Annotated in this window: 24 protein-coding genes; 5 read left to right on the top strand and 19 right to left on the bottom strand. The window is 38.3% G+C overall.

Going from position 1 to position 26,815, the window contains the following annotated elements; genetic code table 11:
- Window positions 1-35: 35 nt before the first annotated feature.
- Both ACIQZG_RS04905 and ACIQZG_RS04900 read right to left on the bottom strand, forming a co-directional pair.
- A complete protein-coding gene (locus ACIQZG_RS04905) occupies window positions 36-344 on the bottom strand; it encodes a metal-sulfur cluster assembly factor (protein WP_402754048.1) in 309 nt (102 codons plus the stop codon).
- Window positions 345-492: 148 nt separating this feature from the next.
- Window positions 493-1,257, bottom strand: a complete 765-nt coding sequence (locus ACIQZG_RS04900) for a prolyl oligopeptidase family serine peptidase (RefSeq protein ID WP_402754047.1) — start codon at window positions 1,255-1,257, stop codon at window positions 493-495.
- Window positions 1,258-1,381: 124 nt separating this feature from the next.
- Here ACIQZG_RS04900 and ACIQZG_RS04895 point away from each other — a divergent pair, with 124 nt between their 5' ends.
- Entirely contained in the window at window positions 1,382-2,191 is an 810-nt protein-coding gene (locus tag ACIQZG_RS04895) for a Cof-type HAD-IIB family hydrolase (protein WP_402754046.1), read from the top strand.
- Window positions 2,192-2,273: 82 nt separating this feature from the next.
- Window positions 2,274-3,131 (top strand): DegV family protein, encoded by an 858-nt coding sequence (locus ACIQZG_RS04890; protein ID WP_402754045.1) that lies wholly within the window; start codon window positions 2,274-2,276, stop codon window positions 3,129-3,131.
- Window positions 3,132-3,221: 90 nt separating this feature from the next.
- Here the strand turns inward: ACIQZG_RS04890 and ACIQZG_RS04885 are convergent, their stop codons facing one another.
- From ACIQZG_RS04885 to ACIQZG_RS04850, 8 genes are all read right to left on the bottom strand, one after another.
- Window positions 3,222-4,691: an alpha-amylase family glycosyl hydrolase gene (locus tag ACIQZG_RS04885; RefSeq protein WP_402754044.1), complete on the bottom strand. Its 1,470-nt coding sequence runs from the start codon at window positions 4,689-4,691 to the stop codon at window positions 3,222-3,224.
- Window positions 4,692-4,880: 189 nt separating this feature from the next.
- Window positions 4,881-5,249: a YisL family protein gene (locus tag ACIQZG_RS04880; protein ID WP_402754043.1), complete on the bottom strand. Its 369-nt coding sequence runs from the start codon at window positions 5,247-5,249 to the stop codon at window positions 4,881-4,883.
- Window positions 5,250-5,326: 77 nt separating this feature from the next.
- Window positions 5,327-6,229 (bottom strand): fumarylacetoacetate hydrolase family protein, encoded by a 903-nt coding sequence (locus ACIQZG_RS04875; RefSeq protein WP_402754042.1) that lies wholly within the window; start codon window positions 6,227-6,229, stop codon window positions 5,327-5,329.
- Between the two features lie 54 nt (window positions 6,230-6,283).
- Window positions 6,284-7,453, bottom strand: coding sequence for a DUF418 domain-containing protein (locus tag ACIQZG_RS04870; RefSeq protein WP_402754041.1), 1,170 nt, complete (start codon window positions 7,451-7,453; stop codon window positions 6,284-6,286).
- Between the two features lie 375 nt (window positions 7,454-7,828).
- The gene (gene addA / locus ACIQZG_RS04865; RefSeq protein WP_402754040.1) at window positions 7,829-11,551 is read right to left on the bottom strand and encodes a helicase-exonuclease AddAB subunit AddA; all 3,723 of its coding nucleotides are present in this window, start codon (window positions 11,549-11,551) and stop codon (window positions 7,829-7,831) included.
- Between the two features lies 1 nt (window position 11,552).
- Entirely contained in the window at window positions 11,553-15,065 is a 3,513-nt protein-coding gene (gene addB / locus ACIQZG_RS04860) for a helicase-exonuclease AddAB subunit AddB (RefSeq protein WP_402754039.1), read from the bottom strand.
- Window positions 15,066-15,187: 122 nt separating this feature from the next.
- Window positions 15,188-15,814, bottom strand: a complete 627-nt coding sequence (locus ACIQZG_RS04855; protein ID WP_402754038.1) for a TVP38/TMEM64 family protein — start codon at window positions 15,812-15,814, stop codon at window positions 15,188-15,190.
- A 12-nt stretch (window positions 15,815-15,826) separates the two neighbouring features.
- Entirely contained in the window at window positions 15,827-16,378 is a 552-nt protein-coding gene (locus ACIQZG_RS04850) for a helix-turn-helix domain-containing protein (protein WP_402754037.1), read from the bottom strand.
- Window positions 16,379-16,503: 125 nt separating this feature from the next.
- On the opposite strand from ACIQZG_RS04850, the gene ACIQZG_RS04845 reads away from it, so the two are divergent.
- Both ACIQZG_RS04845 and ACIQZG_RS04840 read left to right on the top strand, forming a co-directional pair.
- The gene (locus tag ACIQZG_RS04845) at window positions 16,504-17,235 is read left to right on the top strand and encodes an AzlC family ABC transporter permease (protein WP_402754036.1); all 732 of its coding nucleotides are present in this window, start codon (window positions 16,504-16,506) and stop codon (window positions 17,233-17,235) included.
- The gene (locus ACIQZG_RS04840; RefSeq protein WP_402754035.1) at window positions 17,232-17,558 is read left to right on the top strand and encodes an AzlD domain-containing protein; all 327 of its coding nucleotides are present in this window, start codon (window positions 17,232-17,234) and stop codon (window positions 17,556-17,558) included. The genes ACIQZG_RS04845 and ACIQZG_RS04840 overlap by 4 nt, the downstream gene beginning before the upstream one ends.
- A 37-nt stretch (window positions 17,559-17,595) precedes the next feature.
- Here the strand turns inward: ACIQZG_RS04840 and ACIQZG_RS04835 are convergent, their stop codons facing one another.
- The 8 genes from ACIQZG_RS04835 to ftsE all read right to left on the bottom strand — a co-directional run bounded on the left by ACIQZG_RS04835 (window position 17,596) and on the right by ftsE (window position 25,047).
- Window positions 17,596-17,829, bottom strand: a complete 234-nt coding sequence (locus ACIQZG_RS04835) for a CsbA family protein (protein WP_402754034.1) — start codon at window positions 17,827-17,829, stop codon at window positions 17,596-17,598.
- On the bottom strand, window positions 17,829-19,010 hold the full coding sequence (locus ACIQZG_RS04830) for a PDZ domain-containing protein (protein ID WP_402754033.1): 1,182 nt from the start codon (window positions 19,008-19,010) through the stop codon (window positions 17,829-17,831). The genes ACIQZG_RS04835 and ACIQZG_RS04830 overlap by 1 nt, the downstream gene beginning before the upstream one ends.
- Before the next feature lie 122 nt (window positions 19,011-19,132).
- Window positions 19,133-20,575, bottom strand: coding sequence for a S41 family peptidase (locus tag ACIQZG_RS04825; protein WP_402754032.1), 1,443 nt, complete (start codon window positions 20,573-20,575; stop codon window positions 19,133-19,135).
- 115 nt (window positions 20,576-20,690) lie between these two features.
- Window positions 20,691-21,278, bottom strand: a complete 588-nt coding sequence (locus tag ACIQZG_RS04820) for a redoxin domain-containing protein (RefSeq protein ID WP_402754031.1) — start codon at window positions 21,276-21,278, stop codon at window positions 20,691-20,693.
- The gene (locus tag ACIQZG_RS04815) at window positions 21,275-21,898 is read right to left on the bottom strand and encodes a hypothetical protein (protein ID WP_402754030.1); all 624 of its coding nucleotides are present in this window, start codon (window positions 21,896-21,898) and stop codon (window positions 21,275-21,277) included. The genes ACIQZG_RS04820 and ACIQZG_RS04815 overlap by 4 nt, the downstream gene beginning before the upstream one ends.
- Before the next feature lie 233 nt (window positions 21,899-22,131).
- Window positions 22,132-23,397, bottom strand: a complete 1,266-nt coding sequence (locus ACIQZG_RS04810; RefSeq protein WP_402754186.1) for a murein hydrolase activator EnvC family protein — start codon at window positions 23,395-23,397, stop codon at window positions 22,132-22,134.
- Window positions 23,398-23,486: 89 nt separating this feature from the next.
- The gene (gene ftsX, locus ACIQZG_RS04805; protein WP_402754029.1) at window positions 23,487-24,371 is read right to left on the bottom strand and encodes a permease-like cell division protein FtsX; all 885 of its coding nucleotides are present in this window, start codon (window positions 24,369-24,371) and stop codon (window positions 23,487-23,489) included.
- Window positions 24,361-25,047 (bottom strand): cell division ATP-binding protein FtsE, encoded by a 687-nt coding sequence (gene ftsE, locus ACIQZG_RS04800; RefSeq protein WP_402754028.1) that lies wholly within the window; start codon window positions 25,045-25,047, stop codon window positions 24,361-24,363. The genes ftsX and ftsE overlap by 11 nt, the downstream gene beginning before the upstream one ends.
- Window positions 25,048-25,350: 303 nt before the next feature.
- Here ftsE and ACIQZG_RS04795 point away from each other — a divergent pair, with 303 nt between their 5' ends.
- Complete coding sequence (locus ACIQZG_RS04795) at window positions 25,351-25,518, top strand: hypothetical protein (protein ID WP_402754027.1); 168 nt, start codon at window positions 25,351-25,353, stop codon at window positions 25,516-25,518.
- A gap of 45 nt (window positions 25,519-25,563) precedes the next feature.
- Here the strand turns inward: ACIQZG_RS04795 and ACIQZG_RS04790 are convergent, their stop codons facing one another.
- Window positions 25,564-26,733: a DUF4097 family beta strand repeat-containing protein gene (locus ACIQZG_RS04790; RefSeq protein ID WP_402754026.1), complete on the bottom strand. Its 1,170-nt coding sequence runs from the start codon at window positions 26,731-26,733 to the stop codon at window positions 25,564-25,566.
- Between the last annotated feature and the right edge of the window lie 82 nt (window positions 26,734-26,815).

The raw sequence follows: 26,815 nt of genomic DNA, 5'->3' as shown, positions 1-26,815 counted from the left end.
TTTATGTTTATAAAAATTTTATTTCGCTTTAACTATTAACGTACACCTAAAGCAATTTTTGCGTAGCGTGACATTTTGTCTTTTGTCCATGGTGGGTTCCACACGATGTTGACGTTTGTACTCTTCACCTCTGGCAATTCACTAAGCGCTGTATTAACTTGATCTACGATAACTGGTCCCATTGGACAACCCATAGATGTTAACGTCATATTAACAGTCGCTACACCCTCGTCATCTAATTCTACATCATATACTAAACCTAAGTTGACAATGTCAATGCCTAGCTCAGGGTCAATTACATTTTCTAAAGCACCTAACATACTATCTTTCATATCTTGATCCATTTTATTTCTCCTTTCTACACAATAATTCGCCTTGGCGCATTTGTGTCTAAAAAACACCTATGACACTCGCCGGAGCTTTAATTATATTCACCGGATGTTTGAACATCCGGTGAATATAATTTAAACTCATCATAGCAGATGATACTTATTATGCCAAATGCTGTGCAAGCCAATCAGTTGCTGCTAGCAAGCCATCCCGTGTAATAGCATGCCCCGCTTGATTGTCTACCAAAAAATTTAATTTTTCTGGGTTTCCATCATAATATGCACGTAATTTTAAATAGAATGTATAAGTATCTTTAAATGGCACCGTTGAATCTTTTTTTCCGTGCCAGAAAAACACTGGACGTCCTGCGAATTTCTCAGGCGTTAAAGTTACATCATAGCTTGCCAACAATTCATTGCTTTTAGCAATTTCCGCTTCCGACATTGGCCAGCTAAGTCCATTTGTAGCCAATTGCTCTAATTGATGTTTTCCTAACTCTACAAAACCAGGCGCACCCATGCAAATAGCTGCCGTAGTGATCCATTCGTAACGCTTTAAGCAACCTGATGTCGTAATAGCTCCCATTGAAGAACCTGCAACACCAATTTTATTACTTTCTAATAAACGATTAACCTTTAAATAATTAAATAATTGTTCTACTTCATGAATAGAATTTAAAACAATCTCCCAAAATCGCAGATTCATCTGCATTTCAGTTAAGCCTTCACTTCGATCCCCGTGTAATTTTGCATCTGGTAATAGGACACGTACCCCTTTGTTTACCAACTGATAAGCATAATGTAGATTATGTTCTTTCGCACTCATAAAACCATGTAGGAAGATTACTACTGGTGTTTGTTCATTCATTTCGTTCGTATGTATGTGTAATAAAGGAATACCTTCCCACGTCTCATTTGTTACAATCATTTTTTTCACTCCCAACTTTGCTTACACTATTATGTTAGCAAACTTTTTTCTACGTGACAAAGTTTTGACGAATCGGGGGACTAAAGGATACTATTCATACATAGAAGAAAGGGGCAACAAGATTATGAAACCACATTTAATTGTCTTGGATTTAGATGGTACGTTACTAACGGACCAACAACAAATTTCAGCAAAAACAAAACGTGCATTATTACAGGCAAAAGCCCAAGGACATCAAGTAATGATTGCTACAGGGCGTCCGTATCGTGCAAGTGACATTTACTATCACGAACTCGGCCTGACAACACCCATTGTGAATTTTAACGGAGCATACATTCATCATCCAAAAAATAAAGCATGGCAAACCATGCATACACCGATTGATTTGAACGTTGTGCATAACGTCGTTGAATCTGTGAATGCCTATGAATATGAAAATATTATTGCAGAGGTGAAAGATGATATTTATATCCACACAGAAGATGATCGAATATTAAATATTTTCAATATGGGGAATCCAAAAATTACGTTGGGCGACTTAGCTATGAATCTACAAGTGAATCCAACAAGTCTACTAATTCAAGCCAATGAAGAAAACTCGATGATTATTCGCGACCATTTACAAGATGTACATGCTGAGGTAATCGAGCACCGCCGTTGGGGAGCACCATTGCATATTATTGAAATTGTACGCCGTGGCTTAAATAAAGCTGTTGGTATCTCTCATGTTGCAAAAGATTTAGGGATACCACGTGAGCGTATTATTGCCTTTGGTGATGAAGACAATGATCTTGAAATGATAGACTATGCCGGTATCGGCGTTGCCATGGGTAATGGTATATCATCATTAAAAAACATTGCCAATGAGATTACAGCGACAAATAATGAGGACGGTATTGCTAAAATACTCATTGATCGCTTGAAATTAACATAAGTAATACTAAGGACAATTGACATTCCTTTGTAGCTTCGTTTAAATTCTGAAATAGAAGCATTATATGTAGGAGGATGATTATATGAAAATTTTCACTGATAGTGGATGCGATTTACCTAAAGCTTACTATGAAGATCACGATGTAGTGTTATTACCATTACGTGTTCAGTTAAACGGTAACGAATATGATGATGTCATCTCAATTGACTCAAAAGAAATTTATGATGCCATTCGAAAAGGTGCGCATCCCAAAACATCTCAAGTGTCACCAGAAATTTTTCTATCCCATTTCGAACGATTAGCTAAAAACGGTGAAGAAGGTATATATATTGCCTTTTCATCAGAACTTTCCGGTACATATGGTACTGCAGTAATGATTCGCAACCAAGTACTAGAACAATATCCATCACTCAAACTAGCGATCATTGATTCAAAATGCGCCTCACTAGGGCATGGCTTACTCATTGAAGAAGCTGTTCAACTACGCGATGCCGGTTGTTCTGTTGATGAAATTGAGGAAAAAATCAAAGTTCTTGCACCACAAATCGAACATTTATTTACTGTAGAAGACCTAGACTACCTAGCAAAAGGCGGACGCGTATCCAAAGCTAGCGCATTTTTAGGTGGTTTATTAAGCATTAAACCTATTTTAAATGTTGAAGATGGAAAGCTTGTGCCCATCGAAAAAATACGTAGCCGTAAAAAAGCAATTGCACGTATGCTTGACTTAATGGAAAAACGTGGAGGGGATTTTTCTAATAAAATTGTTGGTATTAGTCATAGTGATGATCCTATCTTCGCCAACGAAGTAAAGGTATCGATACAAGAAAAATTTGCACCAAAAGCAATCCAAACAACTATGATCGGAGCTGTAATCGGCTCACATGTCGGTCCTGGTACGATCGCCATATTCTTCACAAACAAAGATTATCAGTCATAAAAAAAGCCCTTAAGTTTACGAATATGTAGGGGCTGTCACATAGAAAGGAGATGGCTCAAAAAACATTTGAACCATCTCCTTTTTTATAGATTATTGTGCTGTATCTTGCTCTTGTCGACGCTTCTTCCCACGTTTTATAATAACAATTACAAAGCCGATAAATAATACATAAACTAAGCCAAGTGCCACCATATACGGAATATTTAAGCCTTCATCATCTTTTACTTGATAAATTTCAACCATTTCACGGTCTAATATAATCGGATAGACATCCTTTTCATTCAAGCGGACCTTTTCTTCATTTAAAATACCGTTCAACGCTTTTTTGTCACCTAGTTGTTCAGGTGTTAAATCGACGCGCTTTGTTTTACTTGTATTATTCACCATGATGACCCATTTCTCTTCATCTGATGTACGAGTAAATACAAGTAAGCCGTTGTCATTCGTAATCAATTCAAACTCACCATTACGAAGCGTTGCTGATTTATTACGTAGCGTTTGCAAGTTTTCAATATAGTCGATTAACTCTTCATCGATTTTAAAATTATAAAATTGATGCGTATCAGGAGCTTTGTCACCATTCATCGCAATTTCTGTTCCGTACTGCACAACGGGTACCCCTGGTAACATAAATAATGTACCCATTGCCATTTTTAAGCGCGTTGGTGGAAACATATTTTCATTTGCAGAGTCAAACGTAAAACGATGTGTGCTAAGCGTATCTACCATAATTTGCATTGGTTTTTCACCTGAAAATGGTTCCATTAACTTTGCTGAATCCATATCAACATTTTTGAAAATATTGCGGTAAATATCAGCTGTTTCTTGTGAGAAAGTTGCATCAAAATTTGCATCACTTTCTTCATTAGAAATCACATACAATGATTCTTTTGTATCTTTAAGCGCTTCAATCATCGTATTCACAAATTCAGTATTAGCCCCATCTAAGTTTGTTAAACGAACGCCACCAATATCATATGTAGTTACAAAATCACTTGCAGCCTCAATAAGTGCAGCTTGTACTTCTTCGTTTGCTAAGTCCCACTGAACTTGTCCATCATTACTAGAAGTAATCCAACTTTGCTTTGCAGGATCCTTTGCCCACTCATGATTTGGACTCACATTGCTTAATGGGAAATCAATCATAATAGACATTTTTTTTGCTCGATACGCTTCAACAACACTTTGAAATTCTTCAGCTGTCCCAAAATGCTCTTCTAGCGCTGTATAGCTTGTTGGCATCGAGCCATCGTATTTATCCGTATCAAAAATAGTACCAATAGAAATGATGCTAAAGCCCATATCTCCGATGAAAGTTATTTTATCTTGTAATCCTCTAAAGTCGCCCCCGGCAAATTTCGCAGGATCTTTCGTATTTGTATCATAATCATTTTCACCCGCACCATTAAAGAAACGGTCAACGAGTAAATCATAGATGCTTTCCTCAGCAATCGTTCTTTTCTGTACTTCATCTGCTTGTGCTAAAGGCGTAGCCCCAAATAATGAAGTAGCGATTAATAACGATGCTGCTGTTCCACTTATCCACTTCTTAAACTTCAATTATATTCCCTCTCTTTCAAACCAATCCATCGTCATTTTACCAAATAAAACATAGAAACCGCTATCTTTTCGAAACATTTTCCTGAAATGTAAAAACAATTGCGACAAAAAGGTGTCATTCTACTTTCATGGACAATTATGGGCAAATAAAAAGTCGTGAAGCAAATACTTCACGACCTTTACGATCAATTACGCTAAAAAATTCCAATTCAATGGTAGTTTGAATCCTAGGAACATTGTGATGAATAAGAACACCGCAAATAATGCCCAGAACATACCCGTTGGTTTGTTTTTCTTTTGACGAACTAATACCATTTCCATCATACCGATTACTAAAATACCACCGATAAATTTAAAGCCATAAAGCATACCTTCACCCAAGCCCATTGTCTCGATGAATAGTGCTCCACCAGTAATGATGATTAGAATGTAAAATAGACGCAATGCCATATGTAAACCTTTTGATTGCTTGCCACTAAGTGCTGCGATTAAAAAGAGTACGATACCGACTACCCATGTCGTAATGTGTGGATGCACTGAACTTGTTAAAAAATCCATTTATTTCTCACCTCATAATTTTTCTATCAAACTATATCCTACCATGACGTGGAAATGGTTTCAAATATTTCAGATTTTCATTCGAAGTGGTTGACTAATGTGCCAATACCTTGAATAGAAACCTTTACAGTATCACCAGACTTCAAGAATTGTGGAGGCGTCATACCTTTACCAACACCCGCTGGCGTCCCTGTTAAAATAACATCCCCTGGCTCTAATGTGACATGTTTTGATAGAGTTGATACTAGTTCTTCTACCGTAAACATCATATCTTTTGTTGTACCGTTTTGACGTACTTCATCATTTACTTTTGTCACAACTGTTAAATCTTGTGGATTTGGAATTTCATCTTTTGTAACAAGATAAGGACCAAGTGGACAAGTACCATCAAGACTTTTTCCTAAGAAAAATTGTTTATGCTTATCTTGCAGATCACGTGCAGTAATATCGTTACCAATTGTATAACCAAATACATAATCAAATGCCAAGTTTTTAGGAATATTTTTTCCGCGCTTGCCAATCACGACAGCAAGTTCCCCTTCATAATCCATCTTAGAAGAAAGATCTGCATGAATAGATAATGTTTGACCATCTGCAGCAATAGCAGTTGGTGATTTTGTAAATACCATTAAATCTGTTGGTGCTGCTTGTGCGCCCATTTCTTTTGCATGCTCATCATAGTTTTTACCAATACACAGTATGTTTTTTGGTGTGCGTGGGATTGGAGATAACCACTCGATTACTGTAAATTCACGCTTGAAGCTTTCTGCACGATCTGATTTCTCTGCTGCTTCTACTAATTTACGAATCTGTTCAACAAAATCGAAGCCTAATGCAATACCATCTACAATCGAATTTGAAAAAGAAGGGAGAACTTGAAGTTCATTTTGAATAGCCAGTACATCCCATACTGCTTCTTCTTTTTTTACTTTTGGTCCAAAACTTACATGTCCACCTAATTTAAATGATAAAATTTTCATGATTTAAGACTCCTTCTTTTTTCTACATGATACAACAATACTCAACAAATTGCCTTACTTTTCCGACAACATTTTTTTATACGTAAATTTACGCCAAATCATCTCTAAAGGTCCTTGCTTAAATTTCGACAACCAAATTTCAGCGATGACTATTTGTGCAACAATAATACCTACTGCAATCAACACGCCTGTTTCGACACTTACCTTACCATACCAACCTAAACCGAATTGATAAAATAAACATGTTCCGATAATGGATTGCATAATGTACATCGTCATCGACATACGGCCCATTTTGGCAATCGGACTTAACAACTTTAAAATAACTGGCACTAAACAAAGTAATACAATGAGACCGACATATCCTACCGATAAAATTGGCCCACCAATATAGACTTTTATAAAATCGAGCAAATATGTTCTAGTTTGTAAAATAGGCAAACTTTTCACAAATATACCTACACCTAGTCCTAGTACTGCTAGCGCAACCCAAAGCCACTTTAATTCTTTGGCTCGTTCTATCAACTTCCACTTCGACGCAGCTGCTCCCACTAACATGTAGGGTAATATCGTAAATAGTGCAACAACCCACATACCTACACTAGCCTGTAAGGACAAATCATCAAGCCTCTGCATAAAAGCGTCGACCCAATTACCAGAACCATATGCAGTAATAGCTTTTTCTACTGCCGTAATATCTAAATATGAATCTAAAGCTTCACCACTAATACTAATGAGTGCTGCAGCAAGTAGCATAAACAGCTGGAAAATACCATTAATAACAATTCCAATTAGCAGTAGCCAAATCGGTTTTAAGCGTAGAAGTAGCAATAAAAATACGCCACAAAACGCATATGTCATTAGAATATCGCCCCACCAAATTAGCACGGCATGTACTAGACCAAAGACAAACAATACACCTAATCGGCGAAATCCAGTTCCGTAAAATTTCATTTCACGACTTTGTGCCTTTTGCCACTGCATCGCTAAACCATAGCCAAATAACATGGCAAATAGCGGATAAAAACTACTTTGTACATAAATGTCTAAGTTTTGTTGCCATACGATATCTGACGGTGTTGTAAACCATGTCGCCAAATCGATGTAAGGCATCGGCAAATAAAATGCATACATATTAACTAGTAAAATACCGAACAAACTAAAGCCTCGTAAAATATCTAATGTTGCAATACGTTCTTGCAACATCGTAGGTTTTAAATCCACAAAATATCCTCCTCTTGCAAATACTCCCCTATATCAGCGGTGTTAATTAACCAATTTATCTCAATACTATTAAAGTGGTAGGTTGATTTCCGCTACGGGATGCTCGCTTTCCGCGGGCAAGCACCGAGCCGCTTCCTTCGCTACGCTCCGTGCAGGGTCTCGGTAAGCTTGTATACCCCGCAGGAGTCGAGCACCCTCCGCTACAATCAACTAAAATTAAGGTAACATACTTTAGCATTGAAAATAACCAATACATTGGCAAATAACCACATAATATTCTCCTAATCAACACGCCTGCACTATATATTACACCCTCTTGGAAAAACAGCCCATATCTTTTACAAAATGGAGCGTTTTTCTTACTCAAAGGTTGCTTTACTCCGCGTGAAGTTCTTTTCCAATATCGAATAAATACAGTACTTTTTTACTTACATGAATATGCAATATTGATTCAATCGCTTCACTGTAAACACGCAACTGGACAGCATAGCGCCCTAGTAATTCCTTTGATAATGCAGGTTCTTCTGCGAAATGGGCTTGAATACGGTCTGTTTTATAGTCCAATAATACCCAGTTACCATTCGCATCTTCGAATAAACAGTCTACAATACCTTGCACGATTTGTGCATCGCCATCTTCATCTACACGACTTATCGTAAATGGCATTTCTCTACGAATTTGCTTTGCCTCTTTAAAACGTTGTCCGATATCAGTTGTAAAGAAATGCACAACCTTTTCACACGGCACAGCTTTCGCCTCAAACTCAGTTAATAATTGCTTCGCCACTAAATTTGCAACGAATGTTTCAACTTCTTGCACAGTTGAAAAACCCCACTGTGGCACATGCTGCATAACAGCATGGACAACTGTCCCGATTTCAGCACCTGTCATACGTTTTTCCTGTAAAAATGCAGGTCTAGGTGCAATCGTAGTCTCTTGTTTTTTGGGCGCAGAAAAGAAATATTCTGGCTCTTCTTGACGCTGTAAATTTTCTAGACGTTTAATCTCACTAACGGATGTTTTTGAACGTTTTAACGTTGATTGTTGATATTTGTACTGTGCTTGGAAACGGTTCATAATTTCATTGAATAATGCTTGATCTTCTATTGTTGCTAACTCTTGCTGTAGTTCTTCATGGTCTATAGGCATTTCATAATCGAATGCTAACGTCGACATCGCTTGTACAAACCACCTTGATGGATTGTCTCTCGTTTTGTATGGTCCATCTGCTAACGGAGCAAAATCTATATGCCTTGCAACTGCAGGTCCTACCCAGTCAAAGTAGCTATTGGCACGCGCACGTAAATATTCTTGTAACGGTGCATCAAGTGGTAGGCTTTGTGCATCCTGCCACTTTTCACGTGTTTTCTCCCAATTTCTCACCGAACCAACTAAAATAAGTCGTTCCTTCGCACGTGTCATCGCTACATAAAGCACGCGCATTTCTTCAGCACGCATTTCTAATTCTTTTTTCTCCTTCATCGCTAAAAATGGCAAGGAAGTATACGTAATGCGGTCTTCAGGATCAATTGCCTTCACAGCTAAACCATAATCTTGGTCAAACAAATATGGATTATGGAAATCCATTTTGTTGAATGGACGCCCCATACCTGCCACGAAAACAACTGGGAACTCCAATCCTTTTGAAGAGTGAATCGTTACAAGGCGTACAACATCATCTTTTTCACCAATAGACTTTGCCGTTCCTAAATCATCTCCACGTGTACGCATACGATCGATAAAACGTAGGAATCTAAATAAACCACGGAATGCCGTTTGTTCATACATTAGGGCTCGATCATGTAAGACACGCAAGTTCGCCTGTCGTTGTCGTCCATTCGGCATCGCCCCAACCATTTCGTAATAATGCGTATCCAAATAAATTTTCCAGATTAAATCTGACAGTGAGCCACGACGAGCTAAATCGCGCCAATTTTCAAACTGCAGCATAAAACGTTGGAGTTTCTCAAATGTTTCGGATTGTACTCCGCGTCCCTCACTCCGTACAAACTGCTTTAATGCATCATAAAAAGGCGCTTTCGGCTCTGCTAAACGAATTTTCGCCAGCTCATTTTCTGTTAAACCAACGAACGGAGCACGCAACACAGAGGCTAGGGGAATATCTTGATATGGATTATCGATGACCTTTAATGTATTTAGCATAATCATCACTTCAAGTGCATCAAAATAACCTTTAGATGACTCTGCATAAAGAGGTATTCCTACAAGCTTAAACTCTTCTACTAAATCTGCTGACCACGTCATTGAACGCATTAAAATCACAATATCACTGTACTTTAACGGACGTTCAGTACCAGATTTCGTATCAAAAACAGTCGATCCTTCTGCCATTAACTGCTGAATCCGTTCAATAATAAAACGCGCTTCATATTGTGATTTTTTCAATTCTTCTAGCTCAGATGCTTCACTAATTACCGGTTCATCTTGATTATCTTCATCAGCAGCTTCCTCTTGTGGTGGATATAAAATCGTTAACTCTACAGGCACTTCTTTGTCATCATAAGGTGCAGCAGGTTTTAATGATGCCTTTTCATCGTAGTCAATTTCTCCAACTCGCTCGCCCATTATTTGTGCAAACACGTAGTTGGTGCCATCTAGTACTTCCTTGCGGCTTCGGAAATTGGCGTTTAAATCTATACGCATTCCAGTATTCTCTGGTTCCTCCACAAATTCACCATATTTCCGCATGAAGAGCTTCGGTTCTGCTAAACGGAAGCGGTAAATACTTTGCTTGACGTCCCCTACCATAAAGAGATTGCCGTCATGCTCATCACCATTTTTCACAAGTTGCAAAATCGTTTCCTGTAGCATATTCGTATCTTGGTATTCATCGACAAGTACTTCTTTAAAACGTTTCTTAAAATCTAAAGCAATAGGCGATGGCTTTAGATGCCCGTCTTCTTCAATCGTTAAAATCTGCAAGGCAAAATGCTCTAAATCAGAAAAATCAATAATGCCTCGCTCTAATTTCGCCATACTAAACTGCTCGCTAAATTGTTCTGTCAGCTCCACTAATGTTTCAATTGTCGGCGCCATTAATCGAATTTCTTCCAATAAACGTGCTGGCGTTCTTACAAAATACGTCTCTTTCATTTTGTTGACTATTTTTTTTGCTGCTTCACGCTTTTTCTTCGCTAAATCTTGCAAATCAGGATTCGCTAAGGCATCCTTTTTAACACTTTTTAACTTCGTCCACTTTACTGTCCCAAAATAATCAAATAACTCCTGCCAAGTCCCTTCACGACTAATACGAATGCCCTCTTGAATCATGGCAAAGTCAATCTCTGCTGTTTCTGCATAGGGAGCAGGACCATCTGGTTTTAATGTAATTTCTCGCATTTCAGATATAAGGACAAATGCTTCCTCTAAACTATGCTTGACCGTCAACTTTACATATTGGGACAACTCTAAATCATCAATTGTTACATCTTCCACTAACTTGTACTCTTCAGATAAACTTTTTAGCCATTTGAACGGCTCTGCATGAACACGTGATGTATCGTAAAGCTTACTCATCAATATTTCAATAGCTTGGTCGTCACGATCCGATGTAAAACTATCAACCAGTCGATATAATGCATGTGCCTTTGCTTCATCAAGGGTGTCATACGCCGCTTCTAAAACATCTGCAAGTACATCATCTCTTAATAATGCTACTTCCGCTTCGTTTGCAATCCGGAACCCTGGGTCGATTTCTAACATATATGCATACTGCTTAACGATTGCTAAACAGAATGAATGCAGAGTTGAAATTTGTGCCTTATTAATGAGACTTAATTGACGGCGCAAGTGAGTAGATGATGGATTTTCAATGATTGCTTTTTCAAGTGCTTCTGCCATTCGATGGCGCATTTCTGCAGCAGAAGCATTCGTAAAGGTCACAACTAAAAGCTCATCCACATTAATTGGATCTTCTGTAGCCACCACTTTTTCAATCATCCGATTAATGAGCACGGCTGTTTTACCGGAGCCGGCGGCGGCTGAAACAAGTGTATCCTGACCACTAGCGTATATCGCCTTCCACTGGTCATCCGTCCACGTGACATTGGCTGGCTTCACAGGTATTGTCTGCACCATGTTACTTCATCTCCTTACGAATTTTCTCAACGACTTCCACAGGCTTTGCTTGGGATAACTGGCGGTAGCTTTGCTTGCCATCAGACGGATCAAATTGACACACAGCTGCAAATTGACAATAATCACATGCTGTTTTCGATTTTAATTTATACGGGCTGATCGCTGTATCTCCTGCTAAAATTCCGTTCCCAGCTTCTTTATGCTTTTGACGTACGAAATGTTGAATATTTTTCATATCGTTGACAGGTACAACGCGAGACTGTGATTCCGATGGTGTGCCGTCTTTTTTCATGTACACCGGCACAATTTGAGAGTAGCCTCCACCTTCCTCAAGCTGCTCATCCATTGACAAAATGACCTCTGGATTTTCAGTTAATAGCCCCTTCATTTTGTACTGTTTGAGTCGGTCAGCTTCAATCTCACTTTCCGCCATATCCTTATCAAGTTTCAACATTGGATTATGCACATGTACGTATAACACTCCTGCTGGCTCCGCATCTCCTGGTAGCCAGTAAGAAGAATTTTCCATAGCAACATCTAAGTATGTCATTACCTGCAATGAAAGCCCATGATATACCTCATTTAAATCTAAATCTCGACTCGATGATTTATAATCCACCACTCGCAAATACGAACGGTCATCAATGGTTGCACTATCTACACGGTCAATACGTCCACGCATCAACATTTTCTTACCACCTGTTAAATCAATTTCAAGCGGAGGCAACTGCTCATCACGCCCCGGTCCGAATGATGCCTCAATAGCAATTGGTTTAAAATGTGAAACATTGGCATGCTGCGATAATGCTGTCATCGTACGCTCAACAATGCGGATAAGCTTACGCTGTATATAACGATAGCGCGCACTTGATAATAGTATCTGATGAGAGAAGACTGGTACAATTTGCTCTACAGCCTGACGGGACAGTTGCTGAATCTGTTGCTTCGTCAAACGTATCCATGAAATTTGCTGACGCTGTGTTTCTTCTGTAATCCATTTCAAAGCCTCATGAAATAAATCACCCATCGCAAATGATTCCAGACGGTATTCAGCACGCTCTTCTAAGCGCAAGCCATACGTTGTAAAATGCGAAAACGGACAGCGGAAGTACTTCTCCACACGAGATACACTCGACGTTAGTTTTGATCCATACAATTCTTGCGTAATATACGGCTCTAAAGACTCTGCTTCATTTTTATGTGCCACTGGATGCATCACACGCTGTAAAATAAGCGCCCAATAAGGATCTTGTTCATAGAACTTCTTCAATGCCAACCACTCTGGTGCAAGCTCCCGACTATGCTCTGCTTGACGTAATTGCACCATTAAATAAGACAATGAGGTTCTAGGATGACGTAAATAAGAAAGAGCCGTATTTTCTGTCAGTTCTTCAATTGGATCAATCACCACACGCTGTATAGATACACCACTAAGCAATCCTGCTGTTTTGTCATCACCGATTACTTTTTTAATATAAAAAGATGAAAGCAATGCCTTTCCTTCTTCATCCGCAGTTGGATACGTCATATATAATTTTTCAGATGGTGTCGTCAATGCACGATATATTAAAAAGTTTTCCTGCAATAATCTATTCTTCGATGTTGGGGCAAGCTCATAGCCAATTTGCGTAAACCATTCACGTTCAGTATCCGACAGCAACCCTTCATAATCCAAACGAGTTGGATAAACACCATCATTCATTCCTAATACAAAGGCTACCTTGATGTCTGATAAACGGGCTAATTCCACTGTCGCCACTGTAACTTCATCAAGCGTTGGAGGAATACGCGAAAACTCCAACGTATCAAAACCTTCATCTAAAATTTTCGCCGCTTCTTCGGCCGTCATCTCCTGCTCCCCAAACATATAAACAAATTGATCAAGCACTGCAATCCATTGATTCCAAGCTTGGTCATGCTCACTAGCAGCAAGCATATCCCCTTTGTCAATTTCTCTATCCTTCATCGTTTGAAGCTTTTCAAATACTTGAACTTCTTCCACTAATTCAAATAGGGCTATTGCCACATCGCGGCCAGTTTTCGCCACCTCGAGTTTGTCTTGCAATTTTTTTAGAGGTTCACGAATGATATCTCGAATGGCCTCAATTTCTGCTTGCATCGCCCGTTCTTCATCTGTTTGCACGCGAGAATGAAACTCTAGCCCTCGATATTTTTTATAAAACCATCGTGACTCCTCAAACCATCGTTCGCTGTAAATACCTTGCGCTAAGCAATAATTTTCGAGTCGATCTGCACGCTCACGCCAGACACTTAATTCCGATTGTACTGGAAAAAACAAATCCGTTTTCACACTACGGAACACCGGTTCATACTTCCAGTTAGACGTTACTACTTCTAACGCTGAACGACTAAATTCAATCAGTGGATGGTGAAGCATTGGCTTTTTAGAATTTAAAAATACCGGTATATCATATTGTGGGAAAATGGTTGCAATAAGTGGATCATAAATATCCGCCTGTCGGTAAAGCAACACAATATCTTTAAATCGATATTTGTCGTGTCTTGTAAGTTTGGTTATTTCCCGGGCAATCGCATGTATTTCTGAACGACGATTAGAAGCCTCCAGTACCACTAAATCTCCAGTTGATGGCTTTGATTTTGGTAAGATTTCAGAAAACCCGGCCTCAATATGGCTTAAATCCCCTGTAAGATAGCGATAAGTCGTCACAAAATGAAGCGGTGGATCAATATCAACACCTTCTTCCACTGCGATATCATGTAAACGTTGATTAGTTGTGGCTGCTTCATTAAAAAGTGCTTGTTCATCATTTGCTTCATCTGCACGGTCAAAAGGAAGTACCACGCTAACTTGCTTTGTCACTTTTAGTAACTCTTTTACAAGTTCTAGCTCTCTCACTGTAAATGCCGTAAAGCCATCAATATAAATCATTGCGTTCTTCATCGTTTCCGAATTTTTCAACTGCTCGGTTAAAATGGGATAATAGCCCTCACTATCCACATAGGTTGTCCCAAGACGGTCTTCTAACGCTTTTAATACAACTTGTAAGTCGTTCGTTTTCGCTTGCAGTGTATTCGGTGCATCAATGGCTTTTAAAGATTCTGATACTTCCGCTAAAACGGTACTATTTACACTGTAACGACTAAATTCACGTAGTAATGTTTCAATTTCTTCTGTAAAGCCACGTTTACCTGCAGCCTGACGGAATAACGAGAAGTCACCTTTTTGTTCTTCTAGTAGTTTTCGAATAAGCATCCGATAGCCGTAGCCATTTACTTCCTCCCGGGCAATCCCCCCGGTTTCCTGTAACACTAGCCATGCTAAACGCTTAAATGTCATAACCTGTGCGCGAATTAACCCGTTCAAGCCGTGTCTATTCGTAAGCTCATACTCCGTCGTATAAGACATTTGGTCTGGCACAATAATGAAAATCGGTTTACCTAATGGATCACTTTTTAACTGCTCCACAATTTCTTTATGGATAAATGCTGATTTTCCGGTTCCTGCACGACCTGATATTACTCGTAGTGACATTTACTTCGCCCCCTCTTTATTAAATCTTGTCATCATCAATGATTTATCTACAAGTCAAATAATCAAAAATATCCTTTCTACCATTTTACATGATAAAAAGGACATTACGTATACTTCTAAAACTATTCATTTTTATTCAATTTCCGTGCGCGCTTCAAGTCTTGTTCGACCCTTGCATTCAAACGCTTCTCCATTAGTTTTCCAAGCCACCACAGTATGACGATTGCTACAGCGGCAATCACCAGGCGTACAGGGCTCGTGAGCAAAGCTTTTAAGTCATAACCAAGTACGCTCATGCCTAAAATCATCACTAATTTACCCGCTAACAGTACGATTAAATAAAACTCCTTGCGCATATGTGATAGTCCAGCCACGATGTTTACAAGTACCGATGGCGTAAATGGGAAACATAGTAATACAAATAATGGACTAATACCATTCATGTCCACCCATTTAATGAGCTTTTGTACCTTCTTGCCACCCGTTAAAAATCGTAGCTTTGGATGCCTACCAAAATGGCGAACGATTAAAAACACTGCATATGATCCAGCTACAGAACCAAGCCACGATAGTAAAAACCCAAGCCATAAACCAAACGCACTTGCATTTGCCACGACGAACACGACCAATGGTAAGAACGGTAAAAATGCCTCCAAGAACGGCAATAACAAGCCGATAAGCGGTCCACCTAGTGTTCGATATTGTGACGCAAGATTTTCTATATTTTCAACAGTAAACCATTCACTCAAGCACCGACACCTCTATTTATATTGCAAAATTAAATGTAAAATCGTTAACGAATCCGATGTATTTTTATATTCATGGTCTTGATGACCCGAGAATACTAGTGTATCCCCTTCAACCAATTGTTCATGCATATCGCCCGCAGAAATTACCGCTTGTCCTTGAATAACGGTTACGGTTTCTTCTACCCCTTCCGTATGCGCCTCACTTCTACTCCACGCCCCAGGCTCCATTTCCACCTTATAAAATTCCCAGCCACGCTCAGGATCATAAGGAATAATTGAATACACACGATATCGTCCCTCATCCTCATCAACATGTGGCGCATCCTTACTACTAAATTTCATAAAATGTGCCGTCGGTGGCTGTAGTAGTGAAGAAAAAGAAATGCGCAAACCCGCAGCTATTTTCCATATTGTCGAAACAGTCGGGTTTGACTCACCTTTTTCAATTTGTGCAAGCTGTGCCTTACTTACACTAGTTAGCCTCGCCACTTCATCTAAACTTAAACTTCGTTGTTGTCTAATTTTTTTTAATTGAAAGGCTAAATTTCGGCTCATTTGCTCCATTTTTATTCACCAATTTCTATTGTTTATTTTAAAAGACATATGTATACTTTAATAAACATATCTGAACTATCAAACTATTCCATCATTAGTATACATGGAATGCTTTTCGAAAGGATGACCTATTTATGACAAGTATGACAGATCTCCGTGATGAAACAACTATCCCATCCGACGATAGCTTTCTACAAGGGGTCAAAGATTGTATCCCTACTTTACTCGGTTATATTAGTATAGGACTTGCATTTGGAGTGGTAGGTTCCGCTTCCGGATTATCGGTTCTTGAAATCGCTCTTTTAACTATACTGGTGTATGCAGGCTCTGCACAATTTATTTTTTGTGCGCTACTTTTAACAAGTAGTCCTGCCTCTGCTATTATTGTAACCATTTTCGTCGTAAATCTCCGCCATTTATTAATGAGTTTAACATTAGCGCCACACTTTACTCGTTATTCGTTGCTCCGAAATGTCGGTTTCGGCACACTTTTAACAGATGAAACATTTGGGGTGGCTGTAACAAAGCAAATGCAGAATGGCAAGCTTTATGGTAAATGGATGGACGGACTCAATATTACAGCTTATTCATTTTGGATTTTATCTTGTGTAGCTGGGGCCTTTTTAGGAAAATGGGTAGCCAATCCTGAAAAATGGGGCTTAGACTTTGCACTCATTGCTATGTTTGTCGCGCTACTCGTTTTACAACTCGGAAGTGTCGGAAAAAGCAAGGTCATGCATTATGTAAAGTTAATCGGTTATATGATTGTCATCATGTACGGCTTATCCTATATTGTACCTTCACACGTAGCAGTCCTTGTTGCGACAGTCATTGTTGCTACTATTGGGGTGGTGACAGATAAATGACCACAACAGCATCTATGGTCTGGCTTATTATTGGTTGTGCGTTAGTGACATGGCTACCACGCATTATCCCATTTATGTTCGTACGGAGTGTCAAGTTACCCGATGTCGTATTGAAATGGCTCAGCTACATTCCTGTGTGTATTCTAAGCGCGCTTGTCATAGAAAATTTATTGGATACAGAAAGTCAAAGTTACGTCACACTCGATTGGCCAGTATTTATTACATTTGTGCCGACATTATTGATTGCCCTTGTGACAAAAAGTTTGTCTATTACAGTTGTTGCTGGCGTCGTTATTATGGCGGGCGTACGTTTCTTCATGTAAAAAGGTGCTTTGCAGTCATTACACTGCAAAGCACCTTTTAGTTTTCTTTTTTATTCATTATCTGACTCGCAAACCAGAAACCAGCAGTCAATGACAGGGCGTCAATAACAAAAATAATAGGTGGCGATGTATATCCCGCATAAACCGAAGCTGCTATAAGCGCGATTGCTAGCACAAGTGCTACAAAACGATTAAAGGTTATACGTGTAAAAAAGATCACTAAAAAGGCTGGTAAAAATAGTGCCAGTATTATTTTCCCAGTTACGTCCATTATAAATCCCTCTGCTCCGCTAATAGTAATCCGATACGATAATGGTCATTACTATAAATAACATGTTGCGTTAAACGAATTTCATTGTTTCGATCAAGCACTTCTAAACGACAATGTGCCGCATTAATTTGTAACGCTTCATACAGCTCACTTTCCGTATAGACAGGCAAACCATTGACCTTTTGAATACATTCGCCCACAAGTAGCCCCATTTTCTCAGCTGGTGAGTCCGGTAATACTGCCGCGATTATTGCACCTTTCGTACTTGGCGCTACAGCATATACATCCGTTTTATCTTGCAATGCATAATAGATAGAAATTACAAGACGAATACAAACCCCTATCGCAAGCGTAATAAAACCAATTATAGGTTCAAAATATGCCGCAAGTCCCCCCACTATAATCAGCTGTCCTAGCCACAAGACGGAGCGACCGATTTTTGGAAGTTGCATAACTGGGACATGCTTTCTCGTTTTTTTTGAAAAGCCAATGACTAAAGGAAATAGCACAAATGCAAATGTCGTTCCTTCTATTGTAAAATGTGGCCAATACGGAAAATATGCAGGTATCGCGCCGCCAGGTATCACAAATAGAATCGGCAATACCCATAGTTTTCTAGTGCGATAAATAATCGCCTGCATGCCCCGTTTTGTTTTTTCTACCCGTGGAGATGTCACAGTCTTTGCTACTCGACGAATAAGCATCCCCTCTGCAATTACACCAAGCCCAGTCAATATTGTAATCGTCACAATCGCTCCGTTCAATAAATCCATGCCTTCGAATGAAATCTTCCACCATGAAAAGGACCAATCATACGTATACATTCCCCAAACAGCAAGTGTGGCAAGCCCCATCGTATAAATCGGGGACAACGCATTGATAAAGAAAAACACAAGAGCCGTAGCAGAAACCACTAACAATACAACTAAAAATGCTTCCGGTACTGTCAATCCACCTATCACGCTAATGATCGATATAATAAGCGCATATAACCAACCATGTTTCCATTGTCCAATGAGCTCTGTCCAGCCCCATACAATACGTCTATTAAAATACTTACGCTCCTGTTTCACACGGCTATATCCTAAAAATATAGCTAATAAAATTGCTATATATACAACTGGATTCAATAAAAAGCGGACAATCGCTGTTACAATCTCTATTAAAATATTACTAGCCATACGAACACCCGCCATTTCTGTTTCAAATACTATGTTTTCATTGTATCAAACGACCACTCGATTGCGTAGTACAAACTAGTAGGAAGCATCATGCTTCTATCATTTTACAATGAGTATTATAACTATTGTTGAAGATTATGCATTAAAAAGCTTATTGCCATTTGGAATTGCACATCATTTTTGCGATCTTCTTTATACGTTTTTAATGTTTCATTTAAGCTATTAAAAAATGCTGTGTCGACATAAATACCCTCTTCTGCTCTTGGTAACTTTTTGTGCTCTCTATAAAGTTTCACAGCGCCTTCTGTCGCTTCATCTAAATAACCATCTAAACGAACGATTTTGTAACCTAGCTTTTTTAAAGCATTTTGCGTATAAGCAACCTCTTCACTCATATCTCCCGTTTTAAATTGCCCTGTTAATGGATGCAATTGAATCGCAAATAATTCATTTTGTTCGATTTCTAAACTTGCTTTAATGCCCTTGCCATGAACCCATTCTCTTTTCGGTGTGAGCCATTTATTTGTCGATAATTTCAGTTCGCCACCATTTGGTAATTCCCAAGATTCCTGCACCGTTCCTTTACCAAAACTCGTCACGCCAACTATCGAAGCACGTCCCCAACCATTTAAAGCTCCAGCCAAAACTTCACTTGCCGATGCACTACCTTCATTTTGTAAAAGGACAATCGGTATCTTATTCATGGTACGTAAATAATTTTCATCAAAGCTTTCAGTACTTGTCTTTAATGGCTCCATAGCGCCTTCACTATTTTGCATATATGCAAAAACCTTACCATTCTCCATCATACTACTCACTAGCGCAGCTACGCTATGTAAATATCCACCCGGATTATCACGTACATCGATTACAAGCCCTTCTATATCTTTACGTAACAATTTGCTTGTTTCTGCGACCCATTCTTCTGCAGTCTTCTCGCCGAATATTGAAATTCCTACATAGCCAATCGCCGTATCTTCTACCATAACAACTTCACTTGACACCGTCTTATTAGAAATTGCCGCTCGCTTCATCGTCATTTTAATATGCTTATCTTCACTAGGTCGGTATACAACAATTGTAAGAGATGTTCCCTTTTCCCCCTGAATTAAATGCATTAACTCGCTCATTGTTTTTCCATCTACTCGCACATCATCAACTTGTACAATTTCGTCAAGTGAACGCATACCCGCTTTTTCCGCTGGTGAAGACCGAACCGGTGACACGACAATGAATTTCCCATTATTCTCTGATAATTCAATACCAATTCCGACTCTTTCTTCTGCCAACATTTGTCGATGCTGTGCAGCTTCTTCCTTCGAATAATAGGTACTATACGGATCTTTAATGGCATCTGCCATTCCTCTTAAAGCACCTTCGACAAGTACATCTTTCTCTGTACTATAGACGGATTGATTTTGAATTAATTCCATTGCATTATTAATTGAATCGACCTGCGTTACGCTTTGTTTGCTTCCCGTTTTACTAAACCACCCAAAGTATAATCCACTACTTATCACCAAACCAATGATAAGTACACCGACAATTGACGTAACTTTGCGCAAGCTTCCCCTCCTTCGTCTCTTTACTGTATGACAAGCTTTTTTCAAAAATACAAAAATAAAGTTGTCTCAACTATTTTGAGACAACTTTATTTTCTGAAGTGACAACTGCATTGATTTAGTCTAGCGTTTTTACATAACTCTCAAGCATATCTAAGTTCATCGGACCTTGAATTGCCTGTTGGATATACCCATTCGAATCAATAAAATAGGTTGTCGGGATTGTTAAGATCTGATAAGCCTGCCCAACTACATTTTTAGTATCGAGTAAAATTGGAAATGTTAATTGATAACTATCTCTAAAAGTCATTACTGTATTTATTTTTGCATCAGCTGATACATCACGTTCCTCAACTGTTAAATTAACTGCCAAGATTTCAACATTGTGTTCTTTTGCATATTGCTCATAATAATTTTGCATATGTGGCATTTCGGCTTTACATGGTGGACACCAAGTAGCCCAAAAATTTAGCACGACTTTTTTTCCACGAAAGTCACTTAATGTTACTTGCTTACCATCCAACGTCGTTAACGTGAAATCAGGCGGCATGTCTCCTTTTTCTAACCCAATCTTTTGGTTTTCTAACTCTTGTCCGAGTAAAGCAGTGTCAATCTCTCGTTCTTTCTCAATTTGCTGTTTCACATATGTACCAATCATCACCGCTACCAGTATTACGATGACAAGTAAACCAATATTTTTTTTCATTTCCTTCCCCCCACTTGTTGAATCATTATATAGCCAAGTACTAAAAGCAACATACTCACACCTACAGCCGTTTGCCATAAGCCTAGTGGTTGAAACAATGCTACTATCACGAAAACCACTGTATAAATCATTAATACGTAGTACCTCACTGCCTTTTTCCATAGTATGAAAATCGTTAGTATACTTAGCACTAGTAATGTCACAACTTCACTTTTTAACGGGTTATCATTTAGTAATACAACGAGCCATTGGTAAAAAGATTGCGTTAAAAGTATTGACCAAATAACCGCTGTTACCCCTTCTTCATCTAGTTGTATCTTTTGTTTTTTCCATAAAAATTGGACGATTACAGCTACCACACCGAAATAGACACCTGGTGTTCCCCCATTAAAATAAATAAGCCCTATTGGTTGCTTAATGATCGTGCTGAAATCCGTCACAATTACGCTAAATTTCCACACAATGATAAACGTAAAAATGGCATCTCCATATAAACCTGCCCATTGTTTTGAAAATTGCATGCGCAAAATAAACCACACAATAATAAATGCCAATAACAATGCAATAGCGGTTGCTGGTAGCGTTAACGCACGTATTGAAAACCATTCAGTATTAATCACACTACAAATCCTCCATCAAGATTGATGGTATTAGCATAGCATACAATCATTTTCATAATGAATATTTTGACTGTTATCGGACATGTTTGCTAATTTATCGCTCGATTCTCGATAATTACCACCCATCTTCTCCAGTTTATCGCCCACATTTCTTAATTTATCGACATCCACCTTACATCCGAAAAAAAAGCTATAAACTAGAAATCTTCTAGTCTATAGCTTTCAAAATATCATTAAAGTGGAATATAACGTAGTGGATTTACACTACCTACTGCTTGTCCTTGCCACGTGCCATTATGCAGTTCAAAGTGTAAGTGAGGACCTGTTGAACGTCCTGTACTACCCATTGTTGCAATTTGTTGGCCTTGTGAAACAACTGAACCTTTACTTACATTGAAACCATTCAAATGTGCATAAACTGTTGTAAAAATCTCGCCATTGATAGAATGTGTCAGTATTACTACATTCCCATAAGAGCTAAGTGGAGCGGCATAAGAAACAACGCCATCCGCAGCAGCCCAAATTGGCGTACCTGTTTTATTCGCTAAGTCGATGCCATAGTGGAACTCTGGACCAGCTCCAATATTACGCCAGCCATAAGGAGAAGTTAGTCGTCCATTTGTTGGCTTAATCCATGTGCCATTTGACTCTGGTGCATTTACTGTTGAAGAAGAGCCATTATTTGCATTATTTGCATTAGCAGCAGCTTCAGCAGCTGCCGCTGCTTTACGTCTTGCTTCTTCTTGACGGGCAAGTTCAACTATACGGTTTTGTTCAGCAACAATTTGCTTTTGTAAATCTTCACTAATTTCAAGTGCCTCTGAGTACTCTTTTTCAAGTAAAACCTTTTCAGACTTAAGCTTTTCTTGCTCTTTTTCTAACTCATCTACTAATTTATTTTTCTCAGCTTTCTGACCATCTAAAGATGATTTCAACTTCTGTAACTCTGCCTTTTTTTCTTCAAGCTTTTGACGTTTATTTTCAAGCGATTGCTTTTGCTCTTCTAGCGATTGCTTATCTTCCTTTTGGTCACGCATAATTTGGCGATCTGCTTCGAGTAAAGCATTTACTGCTGAAAAACGGTCGATGAAATCTACAAAGCTATTAGACCCTAGTAATACATCTAAATAATTAACAGAACCACCTGCTTGAATTGCACGTGCACGCTCTTGTAATAGTTCATCACGTTCTTGAATTTTTCTCTCTAACTCTTCAATAGAAGCCTTTAAAGTTTTAATCTCAGTATTAGCAACATCAATCTCTGCTAAAACAGCTTGAATACTATTATTCGTTTTGTTGATTTCAGCATTTAGTGCTTGAATTTGCTCGACTAAATTTTTTTGTTTTACTTCATTCGAACTAATAGCAGTCTTTTTTTCTTTAATCGAAGAATTCAATTCGTTCTTTTTCGATTCTACTTGTTTCTTTTCATCTTTTAAATCCGATAAATTAGTTGCATACACTGACGGAGTTTGGATAAAAAGGAATAGTGCAACCATAGCTACAAAAAAGTTTGTTGATTTTTGATTCGTACTTTTCACCGAGTAAACTCCCTTCGACTATTTCTTAATATTTTTTTATGATTAAGCTAAATTTTTAAAAACTTACGTACTGACATGAAGCTTCCCCAAACACCGATAAGCACACCGATTAGTAACAGTAGCGCACTTACTTGGTATACAAGTGGTGAGAAGTTAAGCAGTTGGATAAACTCACCCTTTAATCGTGGTGCAACATTTTTATAAATATTGTAGTAAAGGGTTATGACAACAGCAATTGGAATGATTGAACCTAAAATTCCGAGCCACATCCCTTCCAATAAGAACGGGATACGTACGAAGGAATTAGATGCACCTACAAGTTTCATAATTTCAATTTCATCGCGACGTGCAATAATTGTAATACGAATCGTATTCGAAATTAAGAAAATCGCTGTAAATAATAATCCCAAGATAAGCACTAGACCTACATTACGACCAATATTTAACGCTTTAAATAGCTTCTCAACTTTACCTTCGCCATACATAACATCATACGTGAAGTCATATTTATCAATTGTTTTCGCCAAACTTGCTGTTTGTTGTGGCTCTGAAGCTTTCACATACACAACATTACGTAAAGGGTTACTTTGCTCAAATAGTTTAAAATCATCACCGAAATCTTTTACTAAGTCCGATAACTCTTCTTCTCTCGTTGAATAAGTTATATCTTCAACCTCTGGTAATTTTTTTATTTTGGCAAGCAATTCTTTTTCAGCAGCTTCATCAGCCGTTTCATCAATTAACACTTTAATTTCAACATCGTTTTCTAAATCTGATGCAACTTTATTTAAGTTCATCATAATAAGCGCAAAAACACCCACTAATAATAATGTAACTGTCACGGCACTGACTGAGGCAAGCGTCATCCAGCTATTTCGTCCAAGTGATTTAAAACTTTCCCTAAAATGGCGTTTTACTGTATTAACTTTCATAGCCGTAGTCACCTCCGTGCTCATCACGGACAATCATACCGCCTTCGATGGCAATAACGCGTCGACGAATTGTATTCACAATTTCACGGTTATGCGTAGCCATTACAATTGTAGTGCCTCTTGCATTAATTTCTTCAAATAAATTCATAATCTCCCATGACGTCTCGGGATCAAGATTCCCTGTAGGCTCATCTGCAATGACCACTTTTGGTACATTCACAATTGAACGTGCAATGGAGATACGTTGTTGTTCGCCACCTGAAAGTTCATTCGGGAACATACGAGCCTTGTGTTTTAACCCAACAAGCTCTAAAACTTCCATCACGCGTCGACGGATTTCCTTTGGTTCTTCTTCAATTACTTCTAAGGCAAATGCTACATTTTCATATACATTCAAACGCGGCAATAATTTAAAGTCTTGGAAAACAATGCCGAGTTGTCGGCGTAAAAAAGGTACTTTTTTATTTTTTAATGTCGCTAAATCAATACCGTTTACGATGATTTCACCTGATGTCGCTTTTTCCTCACGGTACATCAGTTTGATAAATGTCGATTTACCTGCGCCACTTGGTCCCACAACATAAACAAATTCACCTTGTTTTATACTGACGGAAATGCCATTTGTCGCAACGACTCCATTTGGATATTTCTTTGTCACATTCTTCATTTCTATCATATTTTAAAACCACCTAAATTTCTTAAACGTATTATATATTTCACCTTACTATTATAACACTCAATCTATGTTTTTTTATTACAGTTTCATTTCATTCTATGGCAGTTATTGCTATTTAGTACCTTCATCCTCAATAAATATACAATCCTGTGCTAAAAAACGACAAACAGAATTAATATAAATTAAGGTATATAAATAAAAAGAAGCAGATTTTTGCTCCGAATGGCCTAGAATAGCTATTTTTTTGATATACACGTAAAAGTCCGCGTAGACTCCCGCGGGAACATTATTTGCGAAGAAAACGTGAGTGGTAGGAGTACGTACAGCAACAAAGTACGTGTGGCGAGGGGGGTAACTTACGCTGTACCAGCGGAACTTGAAGCGGATTTTTACCATAAAGGAAGCCAGTTGTTCCACTTAAAAAGACTTTTTGGACAACCTCTTTTTCGTGCTGAAGCGAAACAACCATAAGAAAAAAAGCATTCAAGCTACATAACTTGAATGCTTATATCTAATTTATACTTGCTGCTCTTCTGTTGTCGTATAACGAACTAAAACCGTACCCGTCTTCGATTCACCTTCGATAAACAAGCGGTTCGCACCTTCTACTTCTTTATCAAAACGTACTATTTTCGATAAAAACTGATCTTGTGCTTCAATTTTCGATACATCTTGAATACCAACATCTACTTTACCAAAATTCGTCACAACTTTTCCGCTAAGTGACATTGTACGTGGAACATATAATTCAACTGTACCGGCAACAGTTTGTGCTTTAATTTTAGATGAATTACTCGAACAAGTTGTTACGACAACATGTCCATTCACTGATTTAGCCTCAACTTCATCAAGTGCACCATCCAAATATACACGTCCATTTAATGTTTCGGCTTCTAGATCTTTACCTCTTACACCAGTCAATTCAATTGAACCATTAGATGAATCAACTTCGGCTTTATTAAATGTAAGTGTTGATCCTTTAATAGCACCATTTAATGTTTTTAATTTCAATTGTTCAATCACTGTGTCACGTAATGTAACACCACCGTTCATCAGACGAACTGATAACTTTTCAAGCTCTTTCTCTGGTACTAACATCTTCACATTCACTTGCACTAGTTTTAAATTACTTAAAATACGCAGTGTACCTTCTTCATTTTTCACAACAAATTGATTTAAGAAGTTTGAACGAGTTTCCTCTTCACTGTCATTGATCACAGGAGCTTTCACCTTACACATTACTTGAATATTATCACTCTCGCTTGGCTCGAGCGAAAAACTTCCATACGGTAAATCCACTATAATATTTTTCACATCAGAAGCGACTAGTTCCTCCGTATGAGCAAATTCCAATCTATCACCAAATGGTGTGGATACATCAAATTCTTTTACTTTTCTCACAGCAGTATTCATCATATCCATAAAAATCGAACCGATTTGTGATAAGTCTTTACGGAAATCATGCATTTCTTCTTGGAAGTATTTCATATGGTCGGCATCACTTTTCTTATGCTGTTCCTCTTTTTTCGCTTCTTCAAAGAAAGAATCTTCTTTCGGTGTCTTATCCATAACACTTTGAGTGGTATTGCTAGGTTTCTCTAATGCTTCTAATAATGTAATCGCCTCTTGCGCTGAAATTATCCCTTTTTCCACCAGCTCTAAAATTCTTTGACGTTCATTTTGCATAAATCAAAATCCTCCCTCAGTTCGTTATACTATTATTACGCTTCGCACTATAAAAAGTTTCACTATTCAAAAAGAAAATGTC

The organism is Lysinibacillus sp. NPDC096418, assembly GCF_044762775.1.
Lineage (GTDB): Bacteria > Bacillota > Bacilli > Bacillales_A > Planococcaceae > Lysinibacillus.
The sequence above is the reverse complement of the archived record's forward strand: the minus strand, read 5'-3'. Positions and strand labels throughout refer to the sequence as shown.

Coding starts and splice junctions, on each gene's coding strand:
- ACIQZG_RS04810 (WP_402754186.1), bottom strand. CDS start 23,397: ATGGTTGCACTATTCCTTTTTATCCAAACTCCGTCAGTGTATGCAACT.
- ACIQZG_RS04835 (WP_402754034.1), bottom strand. CDS start 17,829: ATGGACGTAACTGGGAAAATAATACTGGCACTATTTTTACCAGCCTTT.
- ftsX (WP_402754029.1), bottom strand. CDS start 24,371: ATGAAAGTTAATACAGTAAAACGCCATTTTAGGGAAAGTTTTAAATCA.
- ACIQZG_RS04830 (WP_402754033.1), bottom strand. CDS start 19,010: ATGGCTAGTAATATTTTAATAGAGATTGTAACAGCGATTGTCCGCTTT.
- addB (WP_402754039.1), bottom strand. CDS start 15,065: ATGTCACTACGAGTAATATCAGGTCGTGCAGGAACCGGAAAATCAGCA.
- ACIQZG_RS04845 (WP_402754036.1), top strand. CDS start 16,504: ATGACAAGTATGACAGATCTCCGTGATGAAACAACTATCCCATCCGAC.
- addA (WP_402754040.1), bottom strand. CDS start 11,551: ATGGTGCAGACAATACCTGTGAAGCCAGCCAATGTCACGTGGACGGAT.
- ACIQZG_RS04905 (WP_402754048.1), bottom strand. CDS start 344: ATGGATCAAGATATGAAAGATAGTATGTTAGGTGCTTTAGAAAATGTA.
- ACIQZG_RS04895 (WP_402754046.1), top strand. CDS start 1,382: ATGAAACCACATTTAATTGTCTTGGATTTAGATGGTACGTTACTAACG.
- ACIQZG_RS04820 (WP_402754031.1), bottom strand. CDS start 21,278: ATGAAAAAAAATATTGGTTTACTTGTCATCGTAATACTGGTAGCGGTG.
- ftsE (WP_402754028.1), bottom strand. CDS start 25,047: ATGATAGAAATGAAGAATGTGACAAAGAAATATCCAAATGGAGTCGTT.
- ACIQZG_RS04790 (WP_402754026.1), bottom strand. CDS start 26,733: ATGCAAAATGAACGTCAAAGAATTTTAGAGCTGGTGGAAAAAGGGATA.
- ACIQZG_RS04890 (WP_402754045.1), top strand. CDS start 2,274: ATGAAAATTTTCACTGATAGTGGATGCGATTTACCTAAAGCTTACTAT.
- ACIQZG_RS04875 (WP_402754042.1), bottom strand. CDS start 6,229: ATGAAAATTTTATCATTTAAATTAGGTGGACATGTAAGTTTTGGACCA.
- ACIQZG_RS04880 (WP_402754043.1), bottom strand. CDS start 5,249: ATGGATTTTTTAACAAGTTCAGTGCATCCACACATTACGACATGGGTA.
- ACIQZG_RS04900 (WP_402754047.1), bottom strand. CDS start 1,257: ATGATTGTAACAAATGAGACGTGGGAAGGTATTCCTTTATTACACATA.
- ACIQZG_RS04840 (WP_402754035.1), top strand. CDS start 17,232: ATGACCACAACAGCATCTATGGTCTGGCTTATTATTGGTTGTGCGTTA.
- ACIQZG_RS04850 (WP_402754037.1), bottom strand. CDS start 16,378: ATGGAGCAAATGAGCCGAAATTTAGCCTTTCAATTAAAAAAAATTAGA.